This is a genomic window from Priestia sp. TRN 1309 (genome assembly GCF_050846875.1).
In the GTDB taxonomy this organism is placed as follows: domain Bacteria; phylum Bacillota; class Bacilli; order Bacillales; family Bacillaceae_H; genus Priestia; species Priestia zanthoxyli.
Genome location: NZ_JBOZGM010000006.1, coordinates 191,202 through 212,690 on the forward strand (window position 1 = coordinate 191,202; position 21,489 = coordinate 212,690).

Annotated in this window: 20 protein-coding genes and 1 riboswitch; of the genes, 2 read left to right on the forward strand and 18 right to left on the reverse strand. The window is 39.0% G+C overall.

Going from position 1 to position 21,489, the window contains the following annotated elements; translation table 11 throughout:
- Positions 1-104: 104 nt before the first annotated feature.
- From ACRPLQ_RS22460 to ACRPLQ_RS22495, 8 genes are all read right to left on the reverse strand, one after another.
- The gene (locus ACRPLQ_RS22460; protein WP_028411751.1) at positions 105-1,319 is read right to left on the reverse strand and encodes a cation:proton antiporter; all 1,215 of its coding nucleotides are present in this window, start codon (positions 1,317-1,319) and stop codon (positions 105-107) included.
- On the reverse strand, positions 1,320-1,820 hold the full coding sequence (locus ACRPLQ_RS22465; RefSeq protein ID WP_013085158.1) for a cation:proton antiporter regulatory subunit: 501 nt from the start codon (positions 1,818-1,820) through the stop codon (positions 1,320-1,322).
- Between the two features lie 148 nt (positions 1,821-1,968).
- The gene (locus ACRPLQ_RS22470; protein WP_028411752.1) at positions 1,969-2,295 is read right to left on the reverse strand and encodes a hypothetical protein; all 327 of its coding nucleotides are present in this window, start codon (positions 2,293-2,295) and stop codon (positions 1,969-1,971) included.
- A gap of 203 nt (positions 2,296-2,498) precedes the next feature.
- Positions 2,499-2,723, reverse strand: coding sequence for a spore germination transcription factor GerE (gene gerE, locus ACRPLQ_RS22475; protein ID WP_013059396.1), 225 nt, complete (start codon positions 2,721-2,723; stop codon positions 2,499-2,501).
- A 174-nt stretch (positions 2,724-2,897) separates the two neighbouring features.
- Complete coding sequence (locus ACRPLQ_RS22480) at positions 2,898-3,347, reverse strand: acyl-CoA thioesterase (protein WP_165635121.1); 450 nt, start codon at positions 3,345-3,347, stop codon at positions 2,898-2,900.
- Positions 3,348-3,410: 63 nt separating this feature from the next.
- Positions 3,411-4,184 carry a succinate dehydrogenase iron-sulfur subunit gene (gene sdhB, locus ACRPLQ_RS22485; protein ID WP_013059398.1) on the reverse strand — a complete coding sequence of 258 codons (774 nt, stop codon included), beginning with the start codon at positions 4,182-4,184 and terminating at the stop codon, positions 3,411-3,413.
- A gap of 3 nt (positions 4,185-4,187) precedes the next feature.
- Complete coding sequence (gene sdhA / locus ACRPLQ_RS22490) at positions 4,188-5,975, reverse strand: succinate dehydrogenase flavoprotein subunit (protein WP_013059399.1); 1,788 nt, start codon at positions 5,973-5,975, stop codon at positions 4,188-4,190.
- A 29-nt stretch (positions 5,976-6,004) separates the two neighbouring features.
- Complete coding sequence (locus ACRPLQ_RS22495) at positions 6,005-6,613, reverse strand: succinate dehydrogenase cytochrome b558 subunit (protein WP_028411754.1); 609 nt, start codon at positions 6,611-6,613, stop codon at positions 6,005-6,007.
- 489 nt (positions 6,614-7,102) lie between these two features.
- On the opposite strand from ACRPLQ_RS22495, the gene ACRPLQ_RS22500 reads away from it, so the two are divergent.
- Positions 7,103-7,630: a YslB family protein gene (locus ACRPLQ_RS22500; RefSeq protein ID WP_028411755.1), complete on the forward strand. Its 528-nt coding sequence runs from the start codon at positions 7,103-7,105 to the stop codon at positions 7,628-7,630.
- Positions 7,631-7,681: 51 nt separating this feature from the next.
- On the opposite strand, the gene ACRPLQ_RS22505 is transcribed toward ACRPLQ_RS22500, so the two are convergent.
- From ACRPLQ_RS22505 to ACRPLQ_RS22540, 8 genes are all read right to left on the reverse strand, one after another.
- Positions 7,682-8,914 carry an aspartate kinase gene (locus tag ACRPLQ_RS22505; RefSeq protein ID WP_033579633.1) on the reverse strand — a complete coding sequence of 411 codons (1,233 nt, stop codon included), beginning with the start codon at positions 8,912-8,914 and terminating at the stop codon, positions 7,682-7,684.
- 141 nt (positions 8,915-9,055) lie between these two features.
- Positions 9,056-9,233: riboswitch (Lysine riboswitch) on the reverse strand.
- Between the two features lie 65 nt (positions 9,234-9,298).
- Positions 9,299-11,065, reverse strand: coding sequence for an excinuclease ABC subunit UvrC (gene uvrC / locus ACRPLQ_RS22510; RefSeq protein WP_014458075.1), 1,767 nt, complete (start codon positions 11,063-11,065; stop codon positions 9,299-9,301).
- 223 nt (positions 11,066-11,288) lie between these two features.
- Complete coding sequence (gene trxA / locus ACRPLQ_RS22515; protein ID WP_013059404.1) at positions 11,289-11,603, reverse strand: thioredoxin; 315 nt, start codon at positions 11,601-11,603, stop codon at positions 11,289-11,291.
- 408 nt (positions 11,604-12,011) lie between these two features.
- Complete coding sequence (locus tag ACRPLQ_RS22520) at positions 12,012-12,992, reverse strand: electron transfer flavoprotein subunit alpha/FixB family protein (RefSeq protein WP_033579632.1); 981 nt, start codon at positions 12,990-12,992, stop codon at positions 12,012-12,014.
- A gap of 33 nt (positions 12,993-13,025) precedes the next feature.
- A complete protein-coding gene (locus tag ACRPLQ_RS22525; protein WP_016765685.1) occupies positions 13,026-13,799 on the reverse strand; it encodes an electron transfer flavoprotein subunit beta/FixA family protein in 774 nt (257 codons plus the stop codon).
- A gap of 18 nt (positions 13,800-13,817) precedes the next feature.
- Entirely contained in the window at positions 13,818-14,591 is a 774-nt protein-coding gene (locus tag ACRPLQ_RS22530; protein ID WP_028411759.1) for an enoyl-CoA hydratase, read from the reverse strand.
- 79 nt (positions 14,592-14,670) lie between these two features.
- A complete protein-coding gene (locus ACRPLQ_RS22535; RefSeq protein WP_013059408.1) occupies positions 14,671-15,255 on the reverse strand; it encodes a TetR/AcrR family transcriptional regulator in 585 nt (194 codons plus the stop codon).
- Between the two features lie 112 nt (positions 15,256-15,367).
- Positions 15,368-17,059, reverse strand: a complete 1,692-nt coding sequence (locus ACRPLQ_RS22540) for an AMP-binding protein (protein WP_165635119.1) — start codon at positions 17,057-17,059, stop codon at positions 15,368-15,370.
- 218 nt (positions 17,060-17,277) lie between these two features.
- Between ACRPLQ_RS22540 and ACRPLQ_RS22545 the strand changes: the two genes are divergently transcribed.
- On the forward strand, positions 17,278-18,384 hold the full coding sequence (locus tag ACRPLQ_RS22545) for a 5-methyltetrahydropteroyltriglutamate--homocysteine S-methyltransferase (protein ID WP_165635118.1): 1,107 nt from the start codon (positions 17,278-17,280) through the stop codon (positions 18,382-18,384).
- A 151-nt stretch (positions 18,385-18,535) separates the two neighbouring features.
- Here the strand turns inward: ACRPLQ_RS22545 and ACRPLQ_RS22550 are convergent, their stop codons facing one another.
- Both ACRPLQ_RS22550 and ACRPLQ_RS22555 read right to left on the reverse strand, forming a co-directional pair.
- On the reverse strand, positions 18,536-18,943 hold the full coding sequence (locus ACRPLQ_RS22550) for a DUF350 domain-containing protein (RefSeq protein ID WP_013059411.1): 408 nt from the start codon (positions 18,941-18,943) through the stop codon (positions 18,536-18,538).
- Positions 18,944-19,124: 181 nt separating this feature from the next.
- A complete protein-coding gene (locus ACRPLQ_RS22555) occupies positions 19,125-21,488 on the reverse strand; it encodes an endonuclease MutS2 (protein WP_165635117.1) in 2,364 nt (787 codons plus the stop codon).
- Position 21,489 lies beyond the last annotated feature (1 nt).

Consider the following 21,489-nt stretch of genomic DNA (forward strand, 5'->3'; position numbering starts at 1 on the left):
TTTCGGTTGACCGATCAGCCCGTTGCTATAGTTAACTGATTTGTTATTGGATTATTTTGAATTTTATCATATTAATCCGATTTGTCAACTGTGTTTTATATATTTTATCCATTAGATTCTTGAGGATTTGGTTTTTTCCATTTAAATATTGAGTTTAAAAATCCGTATATATGCTTAGACTCCTTCGTTAACAAAGGACCAATAATAGCTAAAATCAATACATAAAGCGCAGCGAATGGCTGAAGGATGGCCGATAATCCTCCTTCAATTCCGATGTTAGCCATAATGATTGAAAACTCACCTCGTGACATGATTGTTAATCCAATATTGGTCGAAGCCTTGTGTGACAGCCCGCTTTTTCTTCCTGAAATCATACCGGCTGTAAAGTTACCAATAATCGTAAGCGCAACTGCTCCAAGGGCAAGCCAGCCTGCATCCCAGAGCGTGAGAGGATCAATACTTAATCCGAAGCTGAAGAAAAAGATGGCTCCAAAGAAATCACGAAACGGTACGACAAGATGTTCAATCCGGTCGCGATGTTCTGTTTCAGAAAATACAAGCCCAAGCAATAATGCTCCAATTGCTTCTGCCACGTGAATTGTTTCTGAGAAGCCTGCCACAAAAAACAATACCGCAAAAACGACGATTATAAAGATTTCATTCGATGAAATATTTAAAAGTTTATTTAGTAGAGGCGTAGCTTTTCGAGCAATGATAAAGAACAGCATCATATAGCCAAACGCAATTAAAATAGATGTTAAAGATCCAGCAAGCGATCCGTGGTCTCCAAGCACCAACCCTGAAACGACAGAAAGATAAACCGCTAAGAAAATATCTTCAAACATGATGATCCCTAATATCAATTCCGTTTCTGGATTTGCCGTTCGTTTTAAATCAACCAATACTTTTGCGACAATTGCGCTGGACGAAATCGTAATAATTCCAGCGATAATCAGCACTTCAAGAAGAGGATTTCCTGTCAGGTATCCATACAATAATCCTAAGGTAAAGTTAATTAAAATATAAATAGATCCTCCCACCGCGATGGACTTACCTGATTTAATTAACTTTCCAACTGAAAATTCTAACCCTAAATAAAAGAGTAAAAAGAGAACTCCAATTCTCCCCATAAATTCAATAATCTCTTGGCTTTCAATAAACTTTAAACTGAATGAGCCAAACTCAGGAGCATGGGGACCAACCGCCATGCCCAGCAGAATGAGGAATGGAATAATCGTAAATTTAAATTTATGTGCTAGTATAGCCGCTAAAGCGACTAGTAACAAAGCTGTCCCAACTTCAAATACTAAATGATCCAATTATGAACTACCTCCTTGTGAAAGCAATTCTTTAATGAGCGTTTTTAAATTTCCTCTTTCACCAGAGATGACAAGCGTATCTCCTTCTTCAATTAACGTATCTGGTCCTGGGGTGGATAATTTTTTTTGCGTGTTTTTAATGACAGCGATGATTGTGACATCATAGTTGCTGCGAACGTCAATTTCGCCAATTGTTTTACTGTGAGCTTTCGCCTGTTTTTCAACTTTGTACCATTCAATCACTAAGTCATTGAATGCCACTTCAATGGTTTCCATTGCTTTTGGCTTGTAAATCATGCCGCCTAAAATTGCAGCTAGCTGTCTTGATTCCGTATCTGTTAACGTAATGTCAAAAATGCTTTCTTCTAAATCTTTTTGATCGAAGTGGTAGATTTCACGTCGTCCATCATCATGAATAATAACGACCACACGGTTTCCTCCGCTTGTCTCAATTTCAAATTTACGGCCGATTCCTGGTAATTCCGTTTCTTTAATCATCATTGAATGATCACTCCTATAAAGTTTTTAAGAAGAATATTAAATTTTCATTGCATTATTTGTATAGAAAATCCCCATGACAAATAAGCCTAAGAATAGTAGGTAATTTTAGGTTTGAAGAAAAGGCTGCTGAAATTTCAACCTTTTTTATTTAATTGAGGTAACTTGATTGAAAGATTTTTGGATAAAAAAGTGTTTTCTTGAGGAAAAAATACGCAATTTGATGCGTCGGAATGATGAGCTTGGTACTCACCCATACTAAAGCAAAAGTTACTATCACACTTTGTATTAGAGATCCTATTTGTTTGACGCTGTGCTTAGCTCCTGGAGACATGTGCACGATATCCGTGTAATGCTGTACCGAACTTTTTGTGACCTTTACTTTTTCAAAGTCATTATCAATAAATTTATCTGGCAAACTCGCAAAAGGCAAGCAGAATATCATGCATAATAATACCCCTAACCATACATTTTTCATCATCTCACCTCTCTTTCTTTTGAAGTAGTATCTCCTTACTTAAAAGTATACGTACTCTGAAATTCAATTTCAAGCAATAAGTTTCTTTTATAAAGATTTACCTTTTTTATAATATTTTCTTAATGATATTCTTTTTAGATACATATGCGATACTTAAAAAAATATACAAAAAGCTGGCTTTCTAAAAAGAAAGCCAGCTCATGTTATAGTTCAAGTTCTCCCATTCGAAGGAGTTCTACGACTGCTTGAGAACGCCCCTTGACTCCAAGCTTTTGCATCGCATTAGAAATATGATTTCGAACTGTTTTTTCGCTAATGAATAGTTCACTCGCGATTTCTTTTGTTGTTTTGTCCTGTACTAAAAGCTCGAATACTTCTCGTTCACGCTTTGTAAGTAGCGGTTTAGGTTGAAACTCTTTTTCTTTCAATGTAACCCTCCTTGCCTGATCCTGAGTTGAACTATCGGATGGGTGTAAATTTAGTCAACATATCTTATGTGCGGTATGCCTACGCGGTTACTAGTTTTAGAAAAAATATGCAAAAAACTCTTTTTTACCTTTGAAAAAGAAAAAAAGCCTGAAGAAAGAGCCTTCAAGCCATTTTTATATAGTCGATAAATACCTTTTCATCTCTTCATTCCAAGGCACGCTTTTTCCTGTTTCTTTAGAAATTTGCACCATTGTTCCTCTCCCCGTGAGTACAACCTCTCCTTGCTCATTTTGAATCATATAGTGTAAATCAACCGAAGAACGTCCGATTTTATGGGCCTTTACAAAAACAGCTAGCACGTTACCAAAATACACTTGTTTGACATAGTCGCACTGCAAATCAGCCACCACCGGTATCGTTCCCTCATACTCACTCGTCCACTTTTGCATAAAGCCAATATGGTGAAAGAATTCCGTACGTATTTGTTCAAAATAAACAAAAGGAACCGTATTATTTAAGTGCCCAAACATATCTGTTTCCGAAAATCTTACCTTGATTTTCTGCTTAAACGAAAATGACTCTTTCCAGTGATCCATGTCTTCAATATACGAAATATTATTCATCTGTGTTTCCTCCGTTCGTCATAGACAAAATAAAACCTCTCCACGTGGAGAGGTTTTGAGTGGTTATACTTGATCGCTACCAAAGAAACTTCTGAATGCTTGAATTGTTGTGTCGCGGTTCAAAGCTGCGATTGAAGTAGTCAATGGAATTCCTTTTGGACATGATTGAACGCAGTTTTGAGAGTTCCCGCAGTTCGCTAGCCCTCCATCACCCATAATCGTCTCTAAACGTTCTCCTTTATTTAACGCACCGGTTGGATGGGCATTAAACAAGCGAACTTGAGAAAGCGGTGCTGGACCGATGAAGTTTGACTTGTCGTTTACGTTTGGACAAGCTTCTAAGCAAACGCCGCATGTCATACACTTGGATAACTCATACGCCCACTGACGTTTCTTTTCAGGCATACGCGGTCCTGGTCCTAAATCGTATGTGCCATCGATCGGAACCCAGGCTTTTACTTTTTTCAGTGAATCAAACATACGGCTGCGGTCTACCTGCAAGTCACGAACAACAGGGAATGTTTTCATTGGCTGCAAGCGAATCGGCTGTTCTAGTTTATCAACAAGAGCTGTACATGACTGACGAGGTTTACCGTTGATAACCATTGAACAGGCTCCGCATACTTCCTCTAAACAGTTCATTTCCCAGTTTATCGGAGCAACCTCTTTACCTGAAGCATCAACAGGGTTACGTCTGATTTCCATCAGTGCTGAAATAACGTTCATATTCGGACGATACGGAATTTCAAACTCCTGATTGTAAGGAGCAGATTCAGCTGAATCTTGACGTGTAATAATGAAGCGCACTGTCTTTTGGACTGTTTGTTGTTCACTCATTGATTAACGAACCCCCTCTTGTTGTTTTTTTGGTTTTTCATCTTTTTTCTTTGTGTAGTCGCGCTTACGCGGTTTGATTAACGATACGTCTACCTCTTCATAATGGAAAGAAGGAGCCGTTTTCTTATCAACGAAAGATGCCATTGTTGTTTTTAAGAATTCTTCATCGTTACGATCTGGGAAATCCGGCTTATAATGAGCACCGCGACTTTCGTTACGGTTGTAAGCTCCAAGCGTTACAACACGTGAAAGTTGGAGCATGTTTTGAAGCTGACGAGTAAATGTTGCCGCTTGATTACTCCATTTAGCCGTGTCATTAATGTTAATACGATCATAGCGTTCAATTAATTCTTGAATCTTTTCATCTGTTTTTAACAGTTTGTCATTGTATCGTACGACTGTCACGTTGTCAGTCATCCATTCCCCTAGCTCTTTATGAAGAACGTATGCATTTTCTGTACCTTGAAGATTCATGATATTGTTCCATTTCTCTTCTTCTTCTTTCACATGACGATCATATACGCTTGAAGAAATAGCATCTGCGCTCTTTTCTAAACCATTGATGTATTCAACGGCTTTAGGACCAGCAACCATACCGCCATAAATAGCTGACAATAATGAGTTTGCTCCTAAACGGTTCGCTCCGTGCTGCGAATAATCACACTCACCAGCTGCGAACAAGCCAGGGATATTTGTCATTTGATCGTAATCCACCCATAAACCGCCCATTGAATAGTGTACGGCTGGGAAAATCTTCATTGGTACTTTGCGCGGATCATCGCCCATGAATTTTTCATAGATTTCGATGATACCTCCAAGTTTAATGTCTAGCTCTTTTGGATCTTTATGTGAAAGGTCCAGATAAACCATGTTCTCTCCGTTAATTCCTAACTTCTGCGCTACGCAGACGTCAAAAATTTCACGAGTTGCAATATCACGAGGTACTAAGTTACCGTATGCCGGATATTTTTCCTCTAAGAAATACCAAGGTTTACCGTCTTTATATGTCCAAACGCGTCCGCCTTCTCCACGAGCAGATTCACTCATAAGACGAAGCTTATCATCTCCCGGGATAGCAGTTGGATGAATTTGAATAAACTCTCCGTTTGAATAGTATGCACCTTGCTGATACACGATAGATGCCGCTGAACCTGTATTAATAACTGAGTTCGTCGATTTTCCAAAGACAATACCAGGTCCACCTGTAGCCATAATAACCGCATCAGCTGGGAACGTTTTAATTTCCATTGATTTTAAATTCTGTGCAGAAATTCCGCGACAGCTGCGCTCATCATCAAGAACAGCACCTAAGAATTCCCATCCTTCGTACTTTGTCACAAGTCCGGCAACTTCATAGCGACGAACCTGCTCATCTAATGCGTACAATAACTGTTGACCCGTTGTTGCTCCAGCAAAAGCCGTACGGTGATGCTGCGTTCCGCCAAATCGTCTGAAGTCTAACAAACCCTCAGGAGTACGGTTAAACATAACACCCATACGGTCAAGTAAGTGAATAATACCAGGAGCTGCTTCACACATTGCTTTTACAGGTGGCTGGTTGGCTAAAAAGTCTCCGCCATACACTGTGTCATCAAAGTGTTCCCATGGTGAATCTCCTTCACCTTTCGTATTTACGGCTCCGTTGATTCCACCTTGCGCGCAAACTGAGTGAGATCTTTTTACCGGAACTAGTGAAAATAAATCTACTTGCTTGCCAGACTCAGCAATTTTTATTGTTGCCATCAAGCCAGCTAAACCGCCACCGACTACGATGATTTTTCCGTTACTCATCGGAACCCCACTCCTTCAAAACCTTAATTTTATGCAAATGCGAATAATGTACGAACACCTACGAATGTAAGTGCTAAGAAGATTGCTAATGTCACATAAGTTGAAATTCTTTGAGAACGTGGTGTTACAGTTAACCCCCAGCTAACTCCAAATGACCATAGACCGTTTGCAAAGTGGAAGATCGTAGATACAACACCAACTATGTAGAATGCAAACATTGCTGGGTTGCTTAAAATTCGTTCCATCATTTGAAAATCTACTTCTTTTCCAAGCGCAGCTTGTATTCTGGTTTCCCATACGTGCCATGTGATGAAGATAAGTGTGATTACACCTGAAACACGCTGAAGGATAAACATCCAGTTACGGAAAAATCCATAGTTGTTAACGTTTGTTTTAGCAGTGAATGCGATGTAAAGACCGTATATTGCGTGAAAAACGATTGGTAAGAAAATAATGAAAATTTCTAGAGCATAGCGGAAAGGTAAGCTCTCCATGAAGTGAGCTGCTTGATTAAATGATTCTTCTCCCTTTGTCGCGAAATGATTCACAACTAAATGCTGTGTTAAGAAAATCCCGATTGGTATTACTCCAAGTAGTGAATGGATTCTCCGATATTGAAACTCTCTGTTTGCCGCCATCTGCGTAGACCCCCCTTAGTTAAATGAACATAGTTTGTGAAGAACTTTCTTACTCCCACTAGACAAATAGATTAATCGTGAATACAGGAAATGAAAACCTTTGCATTTCCTAATAAAGTATGTGACAGGTTAATTTTACTCCCATCGATTAAGAGCGTCAAGGCAAGATGTTTAAATCTTCTATAAAATATAAATTTATAAAATTTTATATTTGTTAACGCTTACTGCATTGATGTTAAAGATTTTTTCTTTCTATTATAATATCGCTTGCCACAGTTAAGTAAGCGTTTACTTTATACTTTTATTGTAAACAAGTTCACAAAACATTTACACAGGTAAAAGTACCCTTTTAAAAGTAATTTTATGGATTTTTTATCTTTACATCTAACTCTTTTTACCATAATAAAGATCCTCTTACATTTTATCAAAAAAATGCGTGAGAGGTTTTTTAGATTTGTATATAATAGTAGTAAAGAAAGAGGGGAAAGCATGAGCAATTTACAAACAGAATCACAGCAAGAACTTGAAGAGACGATGGAAACATTAGAACCTAATGCCGCAGCTGAAACAGAGAGAGCTCTTGATCACGTTCCATATTTCGGATACAGCCTTTTGCGTGACGTGTTAATTCCAGAGCTTCTTGGAGACGAAACGAATACCATCTCATACTGGGCAGGAAAACACCTTGCGCGTAAATATCCATTAAATACAATGGATGAAATCGTCGCATTTTTTAAAGCAGCTTCCTGGGGAACACTGACGCTTGCCAAAAAAGATAAATATTCACTAGAGCTTGAGTTATCAGGTGATGTGGTCAGCAAAAGATTTCAGCAGGAAACTTGTTCATTTCATCTTGAGTCAGGGTTTGTGGCTGAACAGATTCAGCGTCAAAACAACTGCCTAACAGAAGCCTACTTAACACCTAAAGAAAAGAACGGAAAAGTGCTGATTTCCGTGCAGTGGGACCGAAAAGATATCTTACCTACCGAAACCCGTGCGGAGCGTTATAAAAAGTAAGAAATACGTATATATAAAAGACGTGGAGATACCACGTCTTTTTTCTTTTCTTTATACTTGCACTGCCTGCTGCTCTTCTAATTCAAATGCTACGTGAAGCGTCTCAACAGCTTTTACCATATCAGCATGCGGTACAACTGTAGATACTTTAATTTCAGACGTGCTGACCATCTTCACTTCAATTTTCTCTCCTGCCAGCACTTCAAACATTTCGGCTGCAACACCTGGATTAGATATCATGCCAGATCCCACAATCGATACTTTAGCCAGACTGCTTTCATGTTCAATACGCGTATACCCCAAGGTAGATTTATACTCTTTTAAGACGGCAAGAGCAGCTTCTACATCTACAGTTTTAATAGAAAATGAGATAGAGAGGCGATTATTAGCCGTTACGTTTTGAATAATAATATCCACATTTAACTGTTCTTTTGCTAATGCTGTAAAAATAGTAGAAAGAGTTTGTAACTCGTTGTTTAACCCTTCAATTGTCACCCGTGAAATATTATCTTCAAACGCAATTCCTCTTACGACTAAGTTTTGTTCCATTGAAACTTCCTCCTCAACAATCGTTCCATTCTCGTTTTCTAAGCTTGAACGCACTTCTAGCGGTACCTGATAATTTTTTGCAAACTCAACAGCGCGCGGATGCAGCACCCCTGCTCCTAAATTGGCTAATTCTAACATTTCGTCATATGAAATAGAATGAAGTTTACGAGCCTCTTCTACGTAGCGCGGATCCGTCGTAAACACTCCTGTTACGTCTGTATAAATATCACATTTTGCAGCTTTTAGTGCCGCGGCAAGAGCTACTGCCGTCGTGTCAGAGCCGCCTCGACCTAATGTTGTAATGCTTCCATCTTCTGAACAGCCTTGGAATCCAGCTACTACTACGATTCGACCTCTATCTAATTGGCTTTGAATACGAGTCGTGTCAATGTGCTGGATTCGTGCATTGCTGTGAACTGCTTCCGTCTGGATACCAGCTTGCCAACCTGTTAGCGAAGTGGCTTCATGACCTTTGCATTGAAGAGCCATTGTTAACAGGGAAATCGTTACTTGTTCTCCAGTTGTAAGAAGCATATCCATTTCGCGTTTACTTGGACTGTCCGTAATATCACTTGCTAATTTCACCAGTGCATCTGTGGTTTTGCCCATTGCCGATACAACAACTACTACTTGGTTACCGCGCTCTGCTTCTTGAATAACACGGTTTGCTACATGTTGAATACGTTCAACAGAACCAACAGATGTTCCACCAAATTTTTGAACGATTAATGCCATAATTTTGTTCATTCCTTTTCAATAAATTTGCATATGCAGGATGATGAGAAGCTAAATTTTTTTACTCAGACAATAAAAAAAGCAATGAGATGAGCTCTCATTGCTTAACGAACGAAAATTATAAAACATAACCGTCCACTGCCGTGAGATAGCTCTCCAAGAATCTACATCTTGACAATCCTACGTTTATTCAACGCAGAACCAGCAATCATTACTATGAGGTAATGTTCACTTCGGCAAATTTCCCTTTCCGCATCGTTCATAAGGGCTCATACCCTTCCTGATGCGTACTGATTAAATTTGCACCTCTATCTTCACTTCATTTGATGAAGTGTCGTATGAAATTAGTTAATAGCTTATCAAATATTTTCTATTATTTCAAGACTATTTTTGTAATGTTTCATAAATTTTTTCAGCAATGTTTTGAGGAACACCTGAATTTCGTATATCTTCAACCGTTGCTTCTTTCAATTTTTTCACCGAACCAAAATGCTTTAACAAAGCTTTCTTACGCTTTTCTCCCACTCCCGGAATGTCGTCTAGAACTGACTGAAAAGCGGACTTAGAGCGCACTTGACGGTGGAAGGTGATTGCAAAGCGGTGAACTTCATCTTGAATTCGCTGAAGCAAATAAAATTCTTGACTATTGCGTTCAAGCGGTATGATTTGAGGAGGCTCACCAATCATCAGGTTGGAGGTTCTGTGTTTATCATCTTTAACAAGACCTGCTGTAGGCACTAAAAGTCCCAATTCATTTTCGAGAACGTCCTGGACTGCAGCTAAATGCCCTTTGCCTCCATCTACAACAATTAAATCCGGAAGCGGAAGGCCTTCTTTTAACGCTCTGGAATACCGTCTGCGAACGACTTCCCTCATGGAACTGTAATCATCTGGTCCCTTTACGGTCTTAATTTTATATTTGCGATATTCTTTCTTTTCCGGTTTCCCATCAACAAAAACAATCATCGCAGAAACTGGGTCTGTTCCTTGAATATTTGAGTTATCAAATGCTTCAATCCGATAAGGAGCGGCAATTCCAAGCTCTTCTCCTAACCGTTCAACTGCGCCAACTGTACGCTCTTCATCTCGTTCAATTAAATAGAATTTTTCACCGAGCGCAATTTTTGCATTTTTACACGCAAGTTCTACTAATTCTTTCTTTTTGCCTCGCTTTGGATGCTGAACCTCTACTTCTACTAACTTCTCAGCTAACTCTGCATCAATCGTTGCTGGAACCATCACTTCTTTTGGCTTAATATTTTTGGCATAAAACTGACCGATAAAAGTTAAGAAATCTTCTTCTGGCTCTTTATAAAAAGGAAACATAGAAACTTCTCGCTCAATTAATTTCCCTTGGCGAATAAAGAAAACTTGAACACACATCCAGCCTTTATCGTAAGAATAGCCAAACACATCTCGATTAACAAAATCATTAAACGTTACTTTTTGCTTTTCCATTGTCGCTTCGATATGAGCAATTTGATCTCGGTATTCTTTAGCCCGTTCAAAGTCAAGTTCTTCTGAAGCTTTTAACATTTTTTCAGTTAACTCTGTTTTGACATGCTCATATCCACCATTTAAAAACCGCGTGATATTTTCAATAATTTGTTTGTTTTGCTCTTCTTTTACCTCTTTTACGCAAGGAGCTAGACATTGCCCGATATGGTAATACAAACAAGGCCTATCTGGCATAGTGGAGCACTTTCTTAACGGATAAATGCGATCAAGAAGCCGCTTTGTTTCATTTGCTGCTTGAACATTAGGATAAGGACCGAAGTATTTCCCTTTATCTTTTTTTATTTTTCTTGTAATAACAAGTCGGGGCTGTTTTTCAGCTGTAATCTTAATAAACGGATAGCCCTTATCATCTTTAAGCATAATATTGTATTTTGGGTCATGCTTTTTAATTAAATTCATTTCTAAAATAAGCGCTTCTAAATTAGAAGATGTGACGATATATTCAAAGTCGACAATGTCGTTTACAAGTCGAAGCGTCTTTCCGTCATGAGATCCGGTAAAGTAGGAACGTACTCGATTTTTTAATACTTTTGCTTTTCCTACGTAAATGACCGTTCCATATTTATCTTTCATCAAGTAACAGCCGGGCTGATCCGGTAAAATAGCCAGCTTTTCTTTTAAATAATCGTTCATACTTTTCTCCTTCCTCTTCTCTTACTCTGTCCATCTATACAATCGCTTATGAAGCGTAACCTACATTCTTTCCTGTCTTAATACATGTACATAAGCTGGATTTATGGCGGTGTTCCTTACATCTAGTATAAAACAAACGAACGCATATTCGCTAAATAAAAGTATTCCCAAAAGAGAAAAAGTGGAGAAAAAGAAAAAAACCTAGCCTGAGCTAGGTTTTGACTTACGCGTGTTTATTAATTAATTCTGTTAATGCTTCTTTTGGTTGGAAACCAACTACTTGATCAACTTTCTCTCCATCTTTGAATAATACTAAAGTTGGGATACTCATAACACCAAATTTTCCAGCTGTTTCTTGATTTTCATCAACGTCTACTTTTACGATTTTAACTTTATCGTTAAGTTCGCCATCAATTTCTTCAAGAACTGGAGCAATCATTTTACAAGGGCCACACCATGGTGCCCAAAAGTCAACAAGCACTAGGCCTGATTTAATTTCATCTGTAAAGTTTTTATCTGTAGCATGTGCAATAGCCATTTTAATTCCTCCTAAATATATGCAATATCCAAATTCTACTCACAGTATATCACCTTCAAATAAGGTTTGCTAACTTTTTGCTTACATTTATACTGTTTATTCTCCGCTCTAGTTTGTACAATTTGCCTAAAAATATGCGTAGAAAATTTCGTTTCCCATGAGGCTGAGACCTGACTAAATGAATCCAAAGACGAACAAATAGTATACATGGGTTGAACCGCTTGCGACACCGCAGTTGATTTCCATGCAAGACTTCGCTTTTCTAGCAGGAGTCTTCGCCTTGCCCTCCAATCACCTGCTAGAAAGACCTACCCTGCGTTTACCCTAACAAAAAAACGAACCACTAATCAAAAATCTTGATCAACGGTTCGTTCTTCACTTCGTCTCAAATACTTTTGTCCGAGAATCTTACGCAGACTGTACTTTCAGCTTTTTAAATTCTTCCGTTAGCAGAGGCACTACTTCAAATAAATCTCCAACGATTCCGTAGTCAGCTACTTTAAAAATATTCGCTTCAGGATCTTTATTGATTGCAACAATAATTTTTGAATTTGACATACCTGCCAAATGCTGAATAGCACCTGAAATTCCGCAGGCAATGTATAAATCTGGTGTGACTACTTTGCCCGTCTGACCGATTTGAAGAGAATAGTCGCAGTAATCTGCATCGCACGCTCCGCGAGACGCTCCAACAGCTCCATTTAACACGTCCGCTAGTTCTTGGAGAGGTCCAAAACCTTCCGTACTTTTTACACCTCGACCACCTGCAATCACGACTTTTGCTTCGGACAAATCAACCCCTTGCGTTGCTTTGCGTACGACTTCTTTTACAACAGTACGCAGGTTTTTGATTTCAACATTTAAATCCTCTACATCACCTGTACGCCCCTCATCTTTTGCAAGCGGTGAAATATTATTTGGACGAATCGTGACAAACGTAAAAGCATCGGTCATGATTTTCTTCTCAAATGCTTTACCAGAATAAATTGGGCGAGTGAAGACTACTTGATCCCCTCCCACTTCTACATCCGTCACATCCGAGATAAGTCCTTTATCTAAGCGAGCTGCCAGTTTTGGCGCTAGATCTTTGCCAAGAGCCGTATGCCCAAATACGATAGCTTCAGGCTGTTCACTTTCAATGATGGCTAATAATGCCTGAGCGTAACCATCCGATGTGTAAGCAGCTAAATCTTCATGCTCCGTCACAACAACTTTATCTGCTCCGTATGCAATAAGTTCTTCACTTAAAGATTTTACGTCCTTTCCTACTAACGCTGCAATAATTTCTCCCCCGTCAGCTACAGTAGACGCTGCGGAAATCGCTTCAAACGATACGTTTCGTAATCCCCCATCACGTGCTTCTCCAAGAACTAACACTTTGCGTCCCATTACAATACCCCCATTGTTTTGACTTTTGACTTATTAAATGACTTTTGCTTCCTTATGCAGTAAATTGACCAGCTCTGTTACTTGATCTTTTATATCTCCTTGTAATACGCGCCCCGCGTCTTTTTTCGGAGGTAAATAAATTTCAATTGTCTTTGTTTTTGCTTCTACATCATCTTCATCTAAATCTAAATCGTCTAATTCCACTTCAACCAACGGTTTCTTCTTCGCTTTCATAATCCCTGGAAGAGATGGATAGCGAGGCTCATTAAGTCCCTGCTGAGCTGTTACTAAAAGAGGAAGCGACGTTTCAATAACTTCCGAATCTCCTTCCACATCGCGTACAACCGTCACTTTTTCACCTTCAATATCCAGCTTTGTAATCGTTGTAATATAAGGGATTTCTAACTGTTCTGCTACGCGCGGTCCCACCTGGCCTGAACCTCCGTCAATCGCTACGTTTCCTGCTAAGATTAAATCAGGAGATTGCTCTTTTAAGTACTGTGCCAGCAGCCTAGAAGTCGTGTACTGATCGCCATCTTCTATGTCATCTTCCGTATTGATTAAAACCGCTTTATCTGCTCCCATAGCCAAAGCTGTTCGGAGTTCTTTTTCTGATTCTTCCCCTCCTACACTCACGACCGTAATCTCTCCGCCATGCTTTTCCTTTAGCTGAATAGCCTCTTCAACTGCATACTCATCGTAAGGATTAATAATAAATTCAGCTCCATCTTCAACAATTTGACCATTTTTTAGTGAAAGTTTCTCCTCTGTATCGAACGTTCTTTTTACTAACACATAAATATTCATTCAATTCCCCTCCTAAGCTTATTTTCCTAAAAATTTAGGCTGGCGCTTTTCAATAAAAGCGGCTACGCCTTCTTGAGCATCACGGCTTTTGAATACGCTTCCAAAAAACTGTGCTTCTTTTTTGATGCCGCTGTAATAAGCATCTGTTTTTACATGTTGAAGCAGCTGCAAGGTAGCTTTAACAGAGATTGGGCTTTTTTTGGCAATTTTTCTAGCAAGTAAAAATGTTTCATTGATAAGCTGACTTTCTTCAAAAGCTGCGTTTGCCAATCCTAACTCCACTGCCTCGCTGCCCGATATTGGATCACTTGTCAGCATCATCTCACAAGCCTTATGAACCCCTACATAACGAGGCAATCGCTGAGTTCCTCCAAACCCTGGTATAATTCCTAACTGAAGTTCAGGCAAGCCCAGCTTAGCATTTTCTGTTACCAAACGGATATGGCAGCTCATAGCAAGCTCTAATCCTCCGCCTAAAGCAGCTCCATGAATAGCTGCAATAACTGGTTTTGGGTAATTTTCAATATACTCAAAGAGCTCTTGGCCGTTAACAGCAAGTTTCTCGTAATCTTTTTCCTGCTGCAGTGATGTAAACTCTTTTATATCAGCTCCAGCACAAAAGAATTTCCCTTCGCCTTTAATGACGATAACCCTTGTCTCTTTGCTATCTTCTAAATGTTTTAAAACACTTGAAAGATCTTTTAATAAATCTTGAGACAAAGCGTTAGCAGGTTGTCTATTCAACGTAATGAAGCTTATTGCATCAACAGTTTCAACCTGGATAATCTCCATTTGTTTCCCCCACCCTTTCTTTCTATTTTCATTACCTTGCGCTTCTCCCCTCGCAAGGGAGCAGCAGGCTCACTTACGATTATGAGCCGCTGCAGCCGTTTAACAGCAGGGAATGGACTTTATCTACCGATTCTATTAGACCATATCGATGATCGTTCATTACCCATGTTGTGACAGTTTCATCAATCGTTCCAAAAATCATCTGTCGCGCAAGACGAATATCTATATTTTCAGAAAACTCACCCGTTTCGATTCCTGTCTGTAAAATAGAATCAATGAGAGTCAGATAATCTTTTAATACATCGTTAATTTTCAATCTTAAATCTTTGTTCGATTGACGCAGTTCAAGCTGTGTCACTGTAGCTAAATGATGATCCTCCGCTAGAAACGAAAAATGCTTGTCAATTAATACGTGAAGTTTTTCTGCCGCAGTTTCAATTCCCGCCAGTTCTTCATAAATTTTTTCTACAAACTGTCCCATCTTCTCTTGAAATAAGGAAATCAAGACATCTTCTTTGTTTTTAAAATATAAATATATCGTACCGTCTGCAACTCCAGCCTGCTTAGCAATTTTAGAAACCTGAGCATTGTGGTATCCGTTTTCTGCTATTACTACTACAGCTGCATCGATAATCTGCTTATACTTTGGCTTATTTCTTCTCAATCTTATACGCTCCTTTAAAATATGAATGATTATTCATTCATATCTTTATAATAAAGAAACCGCAAGTATCTGTCAATTATGTTTCAGCAAAAAAATCAAAGGCGACGATCGATTACGTCGCCTTTTTATGCTTTTCATTTTCTTCTTCAATCAGCGCTCGTCGCAGAATCTTCCCGACCGCTGTTTTTGGAAGCTCATTTCGAAATTCATAAAGGCGCGGAACTTTATAAGCAGCTAAATACTTTCTAGAAAACTCATTTAACTCTTCTTCAGTACATCTTACACCATTTTTTAATACAATGTAAGCCTTCACTGTTTCTCCTCTATATGGGTCAGGAACACCTACCACTACAGCTTCTTGAATTTTTTCATGCTCATATAATACTTCTTCAACTTCTCGAGGATAGATATTATATCCCCCGGCAATAATAATATCTTTCTTTCGATCTACTACATAAAAATAACCTTTATCATCCATATAGCCAACATCACCTGTTAGCAACCACCCGTCTCGCATAACAGCCTCCGTTTCTTCAGGCTGCTTCCAATATCCTTTCATGACCTGAGGACCTTTAACCGCAATTTCTCCTACTTCGCTTACAGCAGCTTCTTTACCTGTTTCAAACGAGAGAATTTTGGCATCTGTGTCTGGCCAAGGCACTCCAATGCTTCCTGGTATTCTCTCTTTCCAAAGAAAATTAGCATGAGTAACAGGAGAGGTTTCCGTCAATCCATATCCTTCCACTAGTTTACCTCCAGTGAGCTTTTCAAACTGCTCCTGCACTTCCACAGGAAGAGGAGCCGAACCGCTCATACATGAATCAATAGAAGATAGGTCGTATTTTGCTAAATCAGGATGGTTTAATAATGCGATGTAAATTGTCGGAGCACCTGGAAATAAAGTAGGCTGCTGCTTATGAATGGTTTTGAGCGTCGTTTTTGCATCAAATTTAGGCAGAAGCACCATCTCGTAGTTTTGCAAAACCGATAGAACCAGAACCGTTGTTAAACCATACACATGAAAAAACGGGATAATTCCAAGCACTTTTTCTTCTCCATGCTTGCAGCGGTATAACCAATGTGAACACATCGTTGCATTGGCTACCAAGTTTTTATGAGTAAGCATGACTCCTTTTGGAAAACCTGTTGTTCCCCCGGTGTATTGCAAAATCGCGATATCTTCGTCTGAAATTCCCTCAGCATTACATACTGCTGGAGAGGATTCACTTATAATGCGTTTAAATAAATGAGTAGTCTCCGTATGACTCACATCCACGCTTATCTTCTGCTGTTTGCGCTGAATAAATGGATAGATTATGTTTTTGGGAAATGGGAGATAGTCTTGAATAGAGGTGATGACTACGTGTTTTACACTTGTTAACGCTTTCATTTTTACTACACGCGGATATAGCAAATCGAGTGCAATAATCATGGTCGCTTCTGAATCATTCAGCTGATACTCTAACTCCCTTTCCGTATACAAAGGGTTTGTTTGAACGACTACTCCTCCGGCAAGAAGAACAGCATAAAAGGAAATGACAGCTTGAGGGCAATTTGGAAGCATAATGGCTACTCTATCCCCTTTTTTTAATCCCAGTTCAATAAGGTAAGATGACAGTTTCAAAGAATCTTGATGCAGTTGGGAAAACGTCATTTTTTTCCCTAGAAAATAGATTGCGTTTTTTTTAGGGGCTTTTTGAACTGCTTCTTCAAAAAGCTGTGCTAAATTTTTTTGCTCATAATGAAGCGTAGCAGATATTTCCTCTGGGTATTGAGAAAGCCATATCTTTTCGGTGGATTCCACACGTATCCTCTCCCTCAAAAAAATAAAAAATTAGAATTTTCTAATTAAAATTATAGTTCATTCTTTTTTTAGATGCAATCGTTATTGAATGTTCTCTTTCCTGTCTAATCACTCTTTCATCCTGCAGCGTAATAAATAAAAATTGGATTTATCCCTGTACATTATCCGAATTTTTTGTATATAATAAAAATTAGATTTTTTTTAAGGAGCTGTATGAATTGATAACAACATTGACTAAAGGACCGTTCAAAGCAGATCACGTTGGAAGCTTTTTGCGTCCTGAGCGTATCAAGCAAGCACGATTACAGGTAGAAAACGGTGAAATGACAAAGAAACAGCTTCGAGCAATTGAAGATGAAGAAATTAGTAAGCTCGTAGAAAAGCAAAAACAAATTGGATTAAAAGCCATAACAGACGGTGAGTTTCGCCGTGCGTGGTGGCACTTTGATTTTCTATCAGAACTTGTGGGCGTAGAACTTTACGAAGCAGAGTCGGGAATTCAGTTTCACGGGGTCCAAACAAAAGCTCACGGTATAAAAGTTACTGGAAAACTAGATTTTAATCACCACCCTATGATTGAAGATTATAAATTTCTTCATCAAGCGGCTGGAAAAGAACACGTGGCTAAGTTCACCATTCCAAGTCCCAATATGCTGTTTTTCAGAGGTCATATTGAAGAGTCTGCTTACTCGGATACGGATGTATTTTTTGCTGATTTAGTTAAAACATACCAAAAAGCCATTCAAGCATTTTATGATGCTGGATGCCGCTATTTACAGTTAGATGATACTGCGTGGGCGGTCTTTTTCTCAGAAAAAGGACAAGAACAAATCGCGTCAAAAGGATTTACGCCCCAAGAATTACTGAAACGTTTTACGGATGCGATCAATGAATCCATTGCGCATAAGCCAGATGATATGGTTATTACAATGCATATTTGCAGAGGGAATTTCCAGTCTACTTATACAGCAAGCGGCGGATATGAAAATGCGTCAAAAGCTATTTTCAGTCAGTTAAACGTAGATGGACTATTTTTAGAATTTGATGATGAACGCTCAGGAGGATTCCAACCTCTTCGACATGTAAAGCGAAATGACCTTCAGATTGTCCTTGGTCTTATCACATCAAAATTTGGAGATTTAGAAGATCCTGAAGCAGTGAAAAAACGAATTGCTGAAGCGGCAGAATTTGTTTCTCTTGATCAAATTTGTTTGAGTCCCCAGTGCGGATTTGCTTCTACAGAAGAAGGAAATTTACTAACTGAAGAACAGCAGTGGGATAAAGTAAAGCACGTGATTTCAATTGCTGAAGAAGTATGGAAGTAATCATTAAAAAAGCTGACCTGCTTTAAGGCCAGCTTTTTTGCTGTCATCACAATGTTAGGAAAAGCTATATAGATAAATAGATAAGACCAATAAGCATAAACACTCCGCATAAAATGAGTAAAATTTTCGCTAACTTCTCCATGACTCTCTCCTATCCTATCCCTGCTCCTATTACATAGGACATACCGATTGAAATAACAAGTGAAATAAACCCAACGGCTCTGTTATCTTGTTCAATTTCATCATCGATTCGAAATTTCGGCGTCAAAAATTCGAAAATAAAATAGCTGACTAGTAAAAGAACAAACCCATATATTCCCCATCCAAGCATTCTTAACAAATTGTCGTTATGCTCAATTGAATAGCGAAAAATATTAGCTAATCCAAATATTTTCCCACCTGTTGCCATCGCAACAGCCATATTTCCTTTTTGAATCTCTTCCCAATTCTTATATTTAGTAACGAGCTCAAACACAACAAGAAAGACGACAATGCTCAAGACAACCACGCTGTAATAAGCGGCGGATTCAATATACGGGTCTTTCCAAAAATCCCTCATTTTTGCATCACTCCTAATTTATATTACACTCCACGTAATGAACTGACAGGTCTCTTTCCTTTACTTGCATCGTTCTTAAAAGAGATAGAAAACCCAACATAGTTCATGAGCCATGTCGGATTTTCCATCTTCATATATGCTTGTTCAGCGCATCCACTGACACCTTTATCTCAGCATTCTTTTACTTAAATTCCACAACCGTAACGCCAGAACCTCCTTCAGAAGCTTCTCCGAAACGAATATTTTTAACAGAACGATGATTTTTCAAATATTCCTGTACACCTTTACGAAGAGCTCCGGTTCCTTTACCGTGGATAATCGAAACGCGCGGATAGTTGGCTAACAAAGCATCATCAATATATTTTTCAACTCGAATCAGCGCATTTTCATAGCGCTCTCCTCTTAAATCCAGTTCTAGATTTACATGATAATCTTTTCCTTTTACCGTAGCAAGCGGCTTTGTTTCTACAGGTTTTGGGGAACTAATATATTCGAGATCTTTTTCTTTCACCTTCATTTTCATGATTCCCATTTGCACTTGCCATTCATTATTACTTACTCGTTCCACAAGCGTTCCTTTTTGTCCCCAGCTTAAGACTTTCACTTCATCTCCAGCTTGAAGAGTGCGCTCTTGTTTTTTCAGCACAGCCGGTTTCTTTTTACTTTTTTCAAGAGTTGGAACTGCATCTTCTAGACGCTTACGTGCTTCAATCAATTCATGCTCTTTTACAAGCGCATGATTTTTTTGACTCATTTTACGCAAATCGCTAATGATTTTCTCTGCTTCTTCAGATGCTGCTTGAACTGTGGCTTGAGCTTTTTCTTCAGCTTTTTCGTACAGCTTATCTCGTTTTTCATTAAACTCAATAATCTGACTCTGTAATTCTTTATGAAGCTTCTGAGCCTCTTTTCTTAGCTGTTCAGCTTCTTCTAGCTCATGTTCAGATTGACGGCGGCTATCTTCAAGAGAAGCGATCATATTTTCTACTTTATTTGTTTCTGAGCCAATATAGCCTTTGGCACGTTCAATTACTTCTGCACTTAAACCTAAACGTTTTGAAATTTCAAAAGCATTGCTTCGACCCGGTACACCAATCAGCAGCTTGTAAGTAGGGCTCAATGTTTCAATATCGAACTCTACGCTAGCATTGACCACTCCTTCACGGTTATAGCCGTACGCTTTTAATTCAGGATAGTGAGTAGTCGCAACTACGCGAGCGCCTCTTTCATATACTTGATCTAAAATCGAAATCGCAAGCGCTGCACCTTCTTGGGGATCTGTTCCGGCTCCCAATTCATCGAACAAGACCAGACTTTCATGATCTACTTTTTGTAAAATATCTACAATGTTGACCATATGAGATGAAAAGGTACTCAGACTTTGTTCAATGGACTGCTCATCTCCAATATCAGCAAATACGTGTTTAAACACAGCCATTTCCGATCCATCCAGCGCAGGAATCTGCAAACCTGCTTGAGCCATTAATGTGAATAACCCAAGTGTTTTTAACGTTACGGTTTTACCGCCGGTATTTGGTCCTGTAATAACGATAGACGTATATTGATCACCTAGCTCAATATCATTTGCAACGACATCTTCCTGTGCAATAAGAGGATGTTTTGCCTTCACTAACTTAATATAGCCTCGATCGTTCATTTTAGGTTTTGAAGCTTTTAGCTCATGGCTATAGCGCCCTTTAGCAAACATGAAGTCCAGCTCACCTAACAAATAAACGTTTTGACGGAGTTCATTTGCCACTTCCGCTACCTGAACGGTTAGAGCAATAAGAATACGCTCAATTTCTTGTTTTTCTTTTACTTTTGCTTCTTGAAGCTCATTATTTAACGTCACAATCGCCTGTGGCTCAATAAATAACGTTGCTCCAGATGAAGACTGATCGTGCACAATGCCTCCATACGCACTGCGATATTCTTGCTTAACAGGAATAACGAAACGTTCGTTTCGAATGGTAACAATCGCATCTGACAACATTTTCTGAGCAGACGAGGAGCGAATAAGACTTTCTAGCTTTTCGCGAATACGAGACTCCGTCGAGCGAAGTTTTTGACGAATGCCTCTTAGCTGGTCGCTTGCACCGTCTAGTACTGTGCCATTCTCATCAATGCTCATTTTAATTGTTTGTTCTACCTCAGGAAGAGGCATTAGTTTTTCGATATGTTCAGTTATAATTGGAAGCTGTAAATCTTCGTCTTCTACTACTTGCTCGATAAATTGCTTGACTTGTCTTGCAGCATAAATAGTACTTGCTACATCAAGAAGTTCATTAGAGCTTAGCGTTCCTCCAATTTCAGCGCGCTTTACGCTAGGTCGAACGTCAAAGATGCCTCCTAGCGGTACGTTGCCACGCAATCGCAGCACGGTTGTAGCTTCATCTGTTGCTTCCTGCCATTTGACTACTTCTTCATACTGAGTCGAGGGAATCAAATTCGCTACTTTTTCTCGGCCTAAAGAAGAAGCTACTTTTTTCTGAAGCTGTTCCTTAACTTTATTAAACTCTAGTACATGGAAAATACGTGATTGCAAA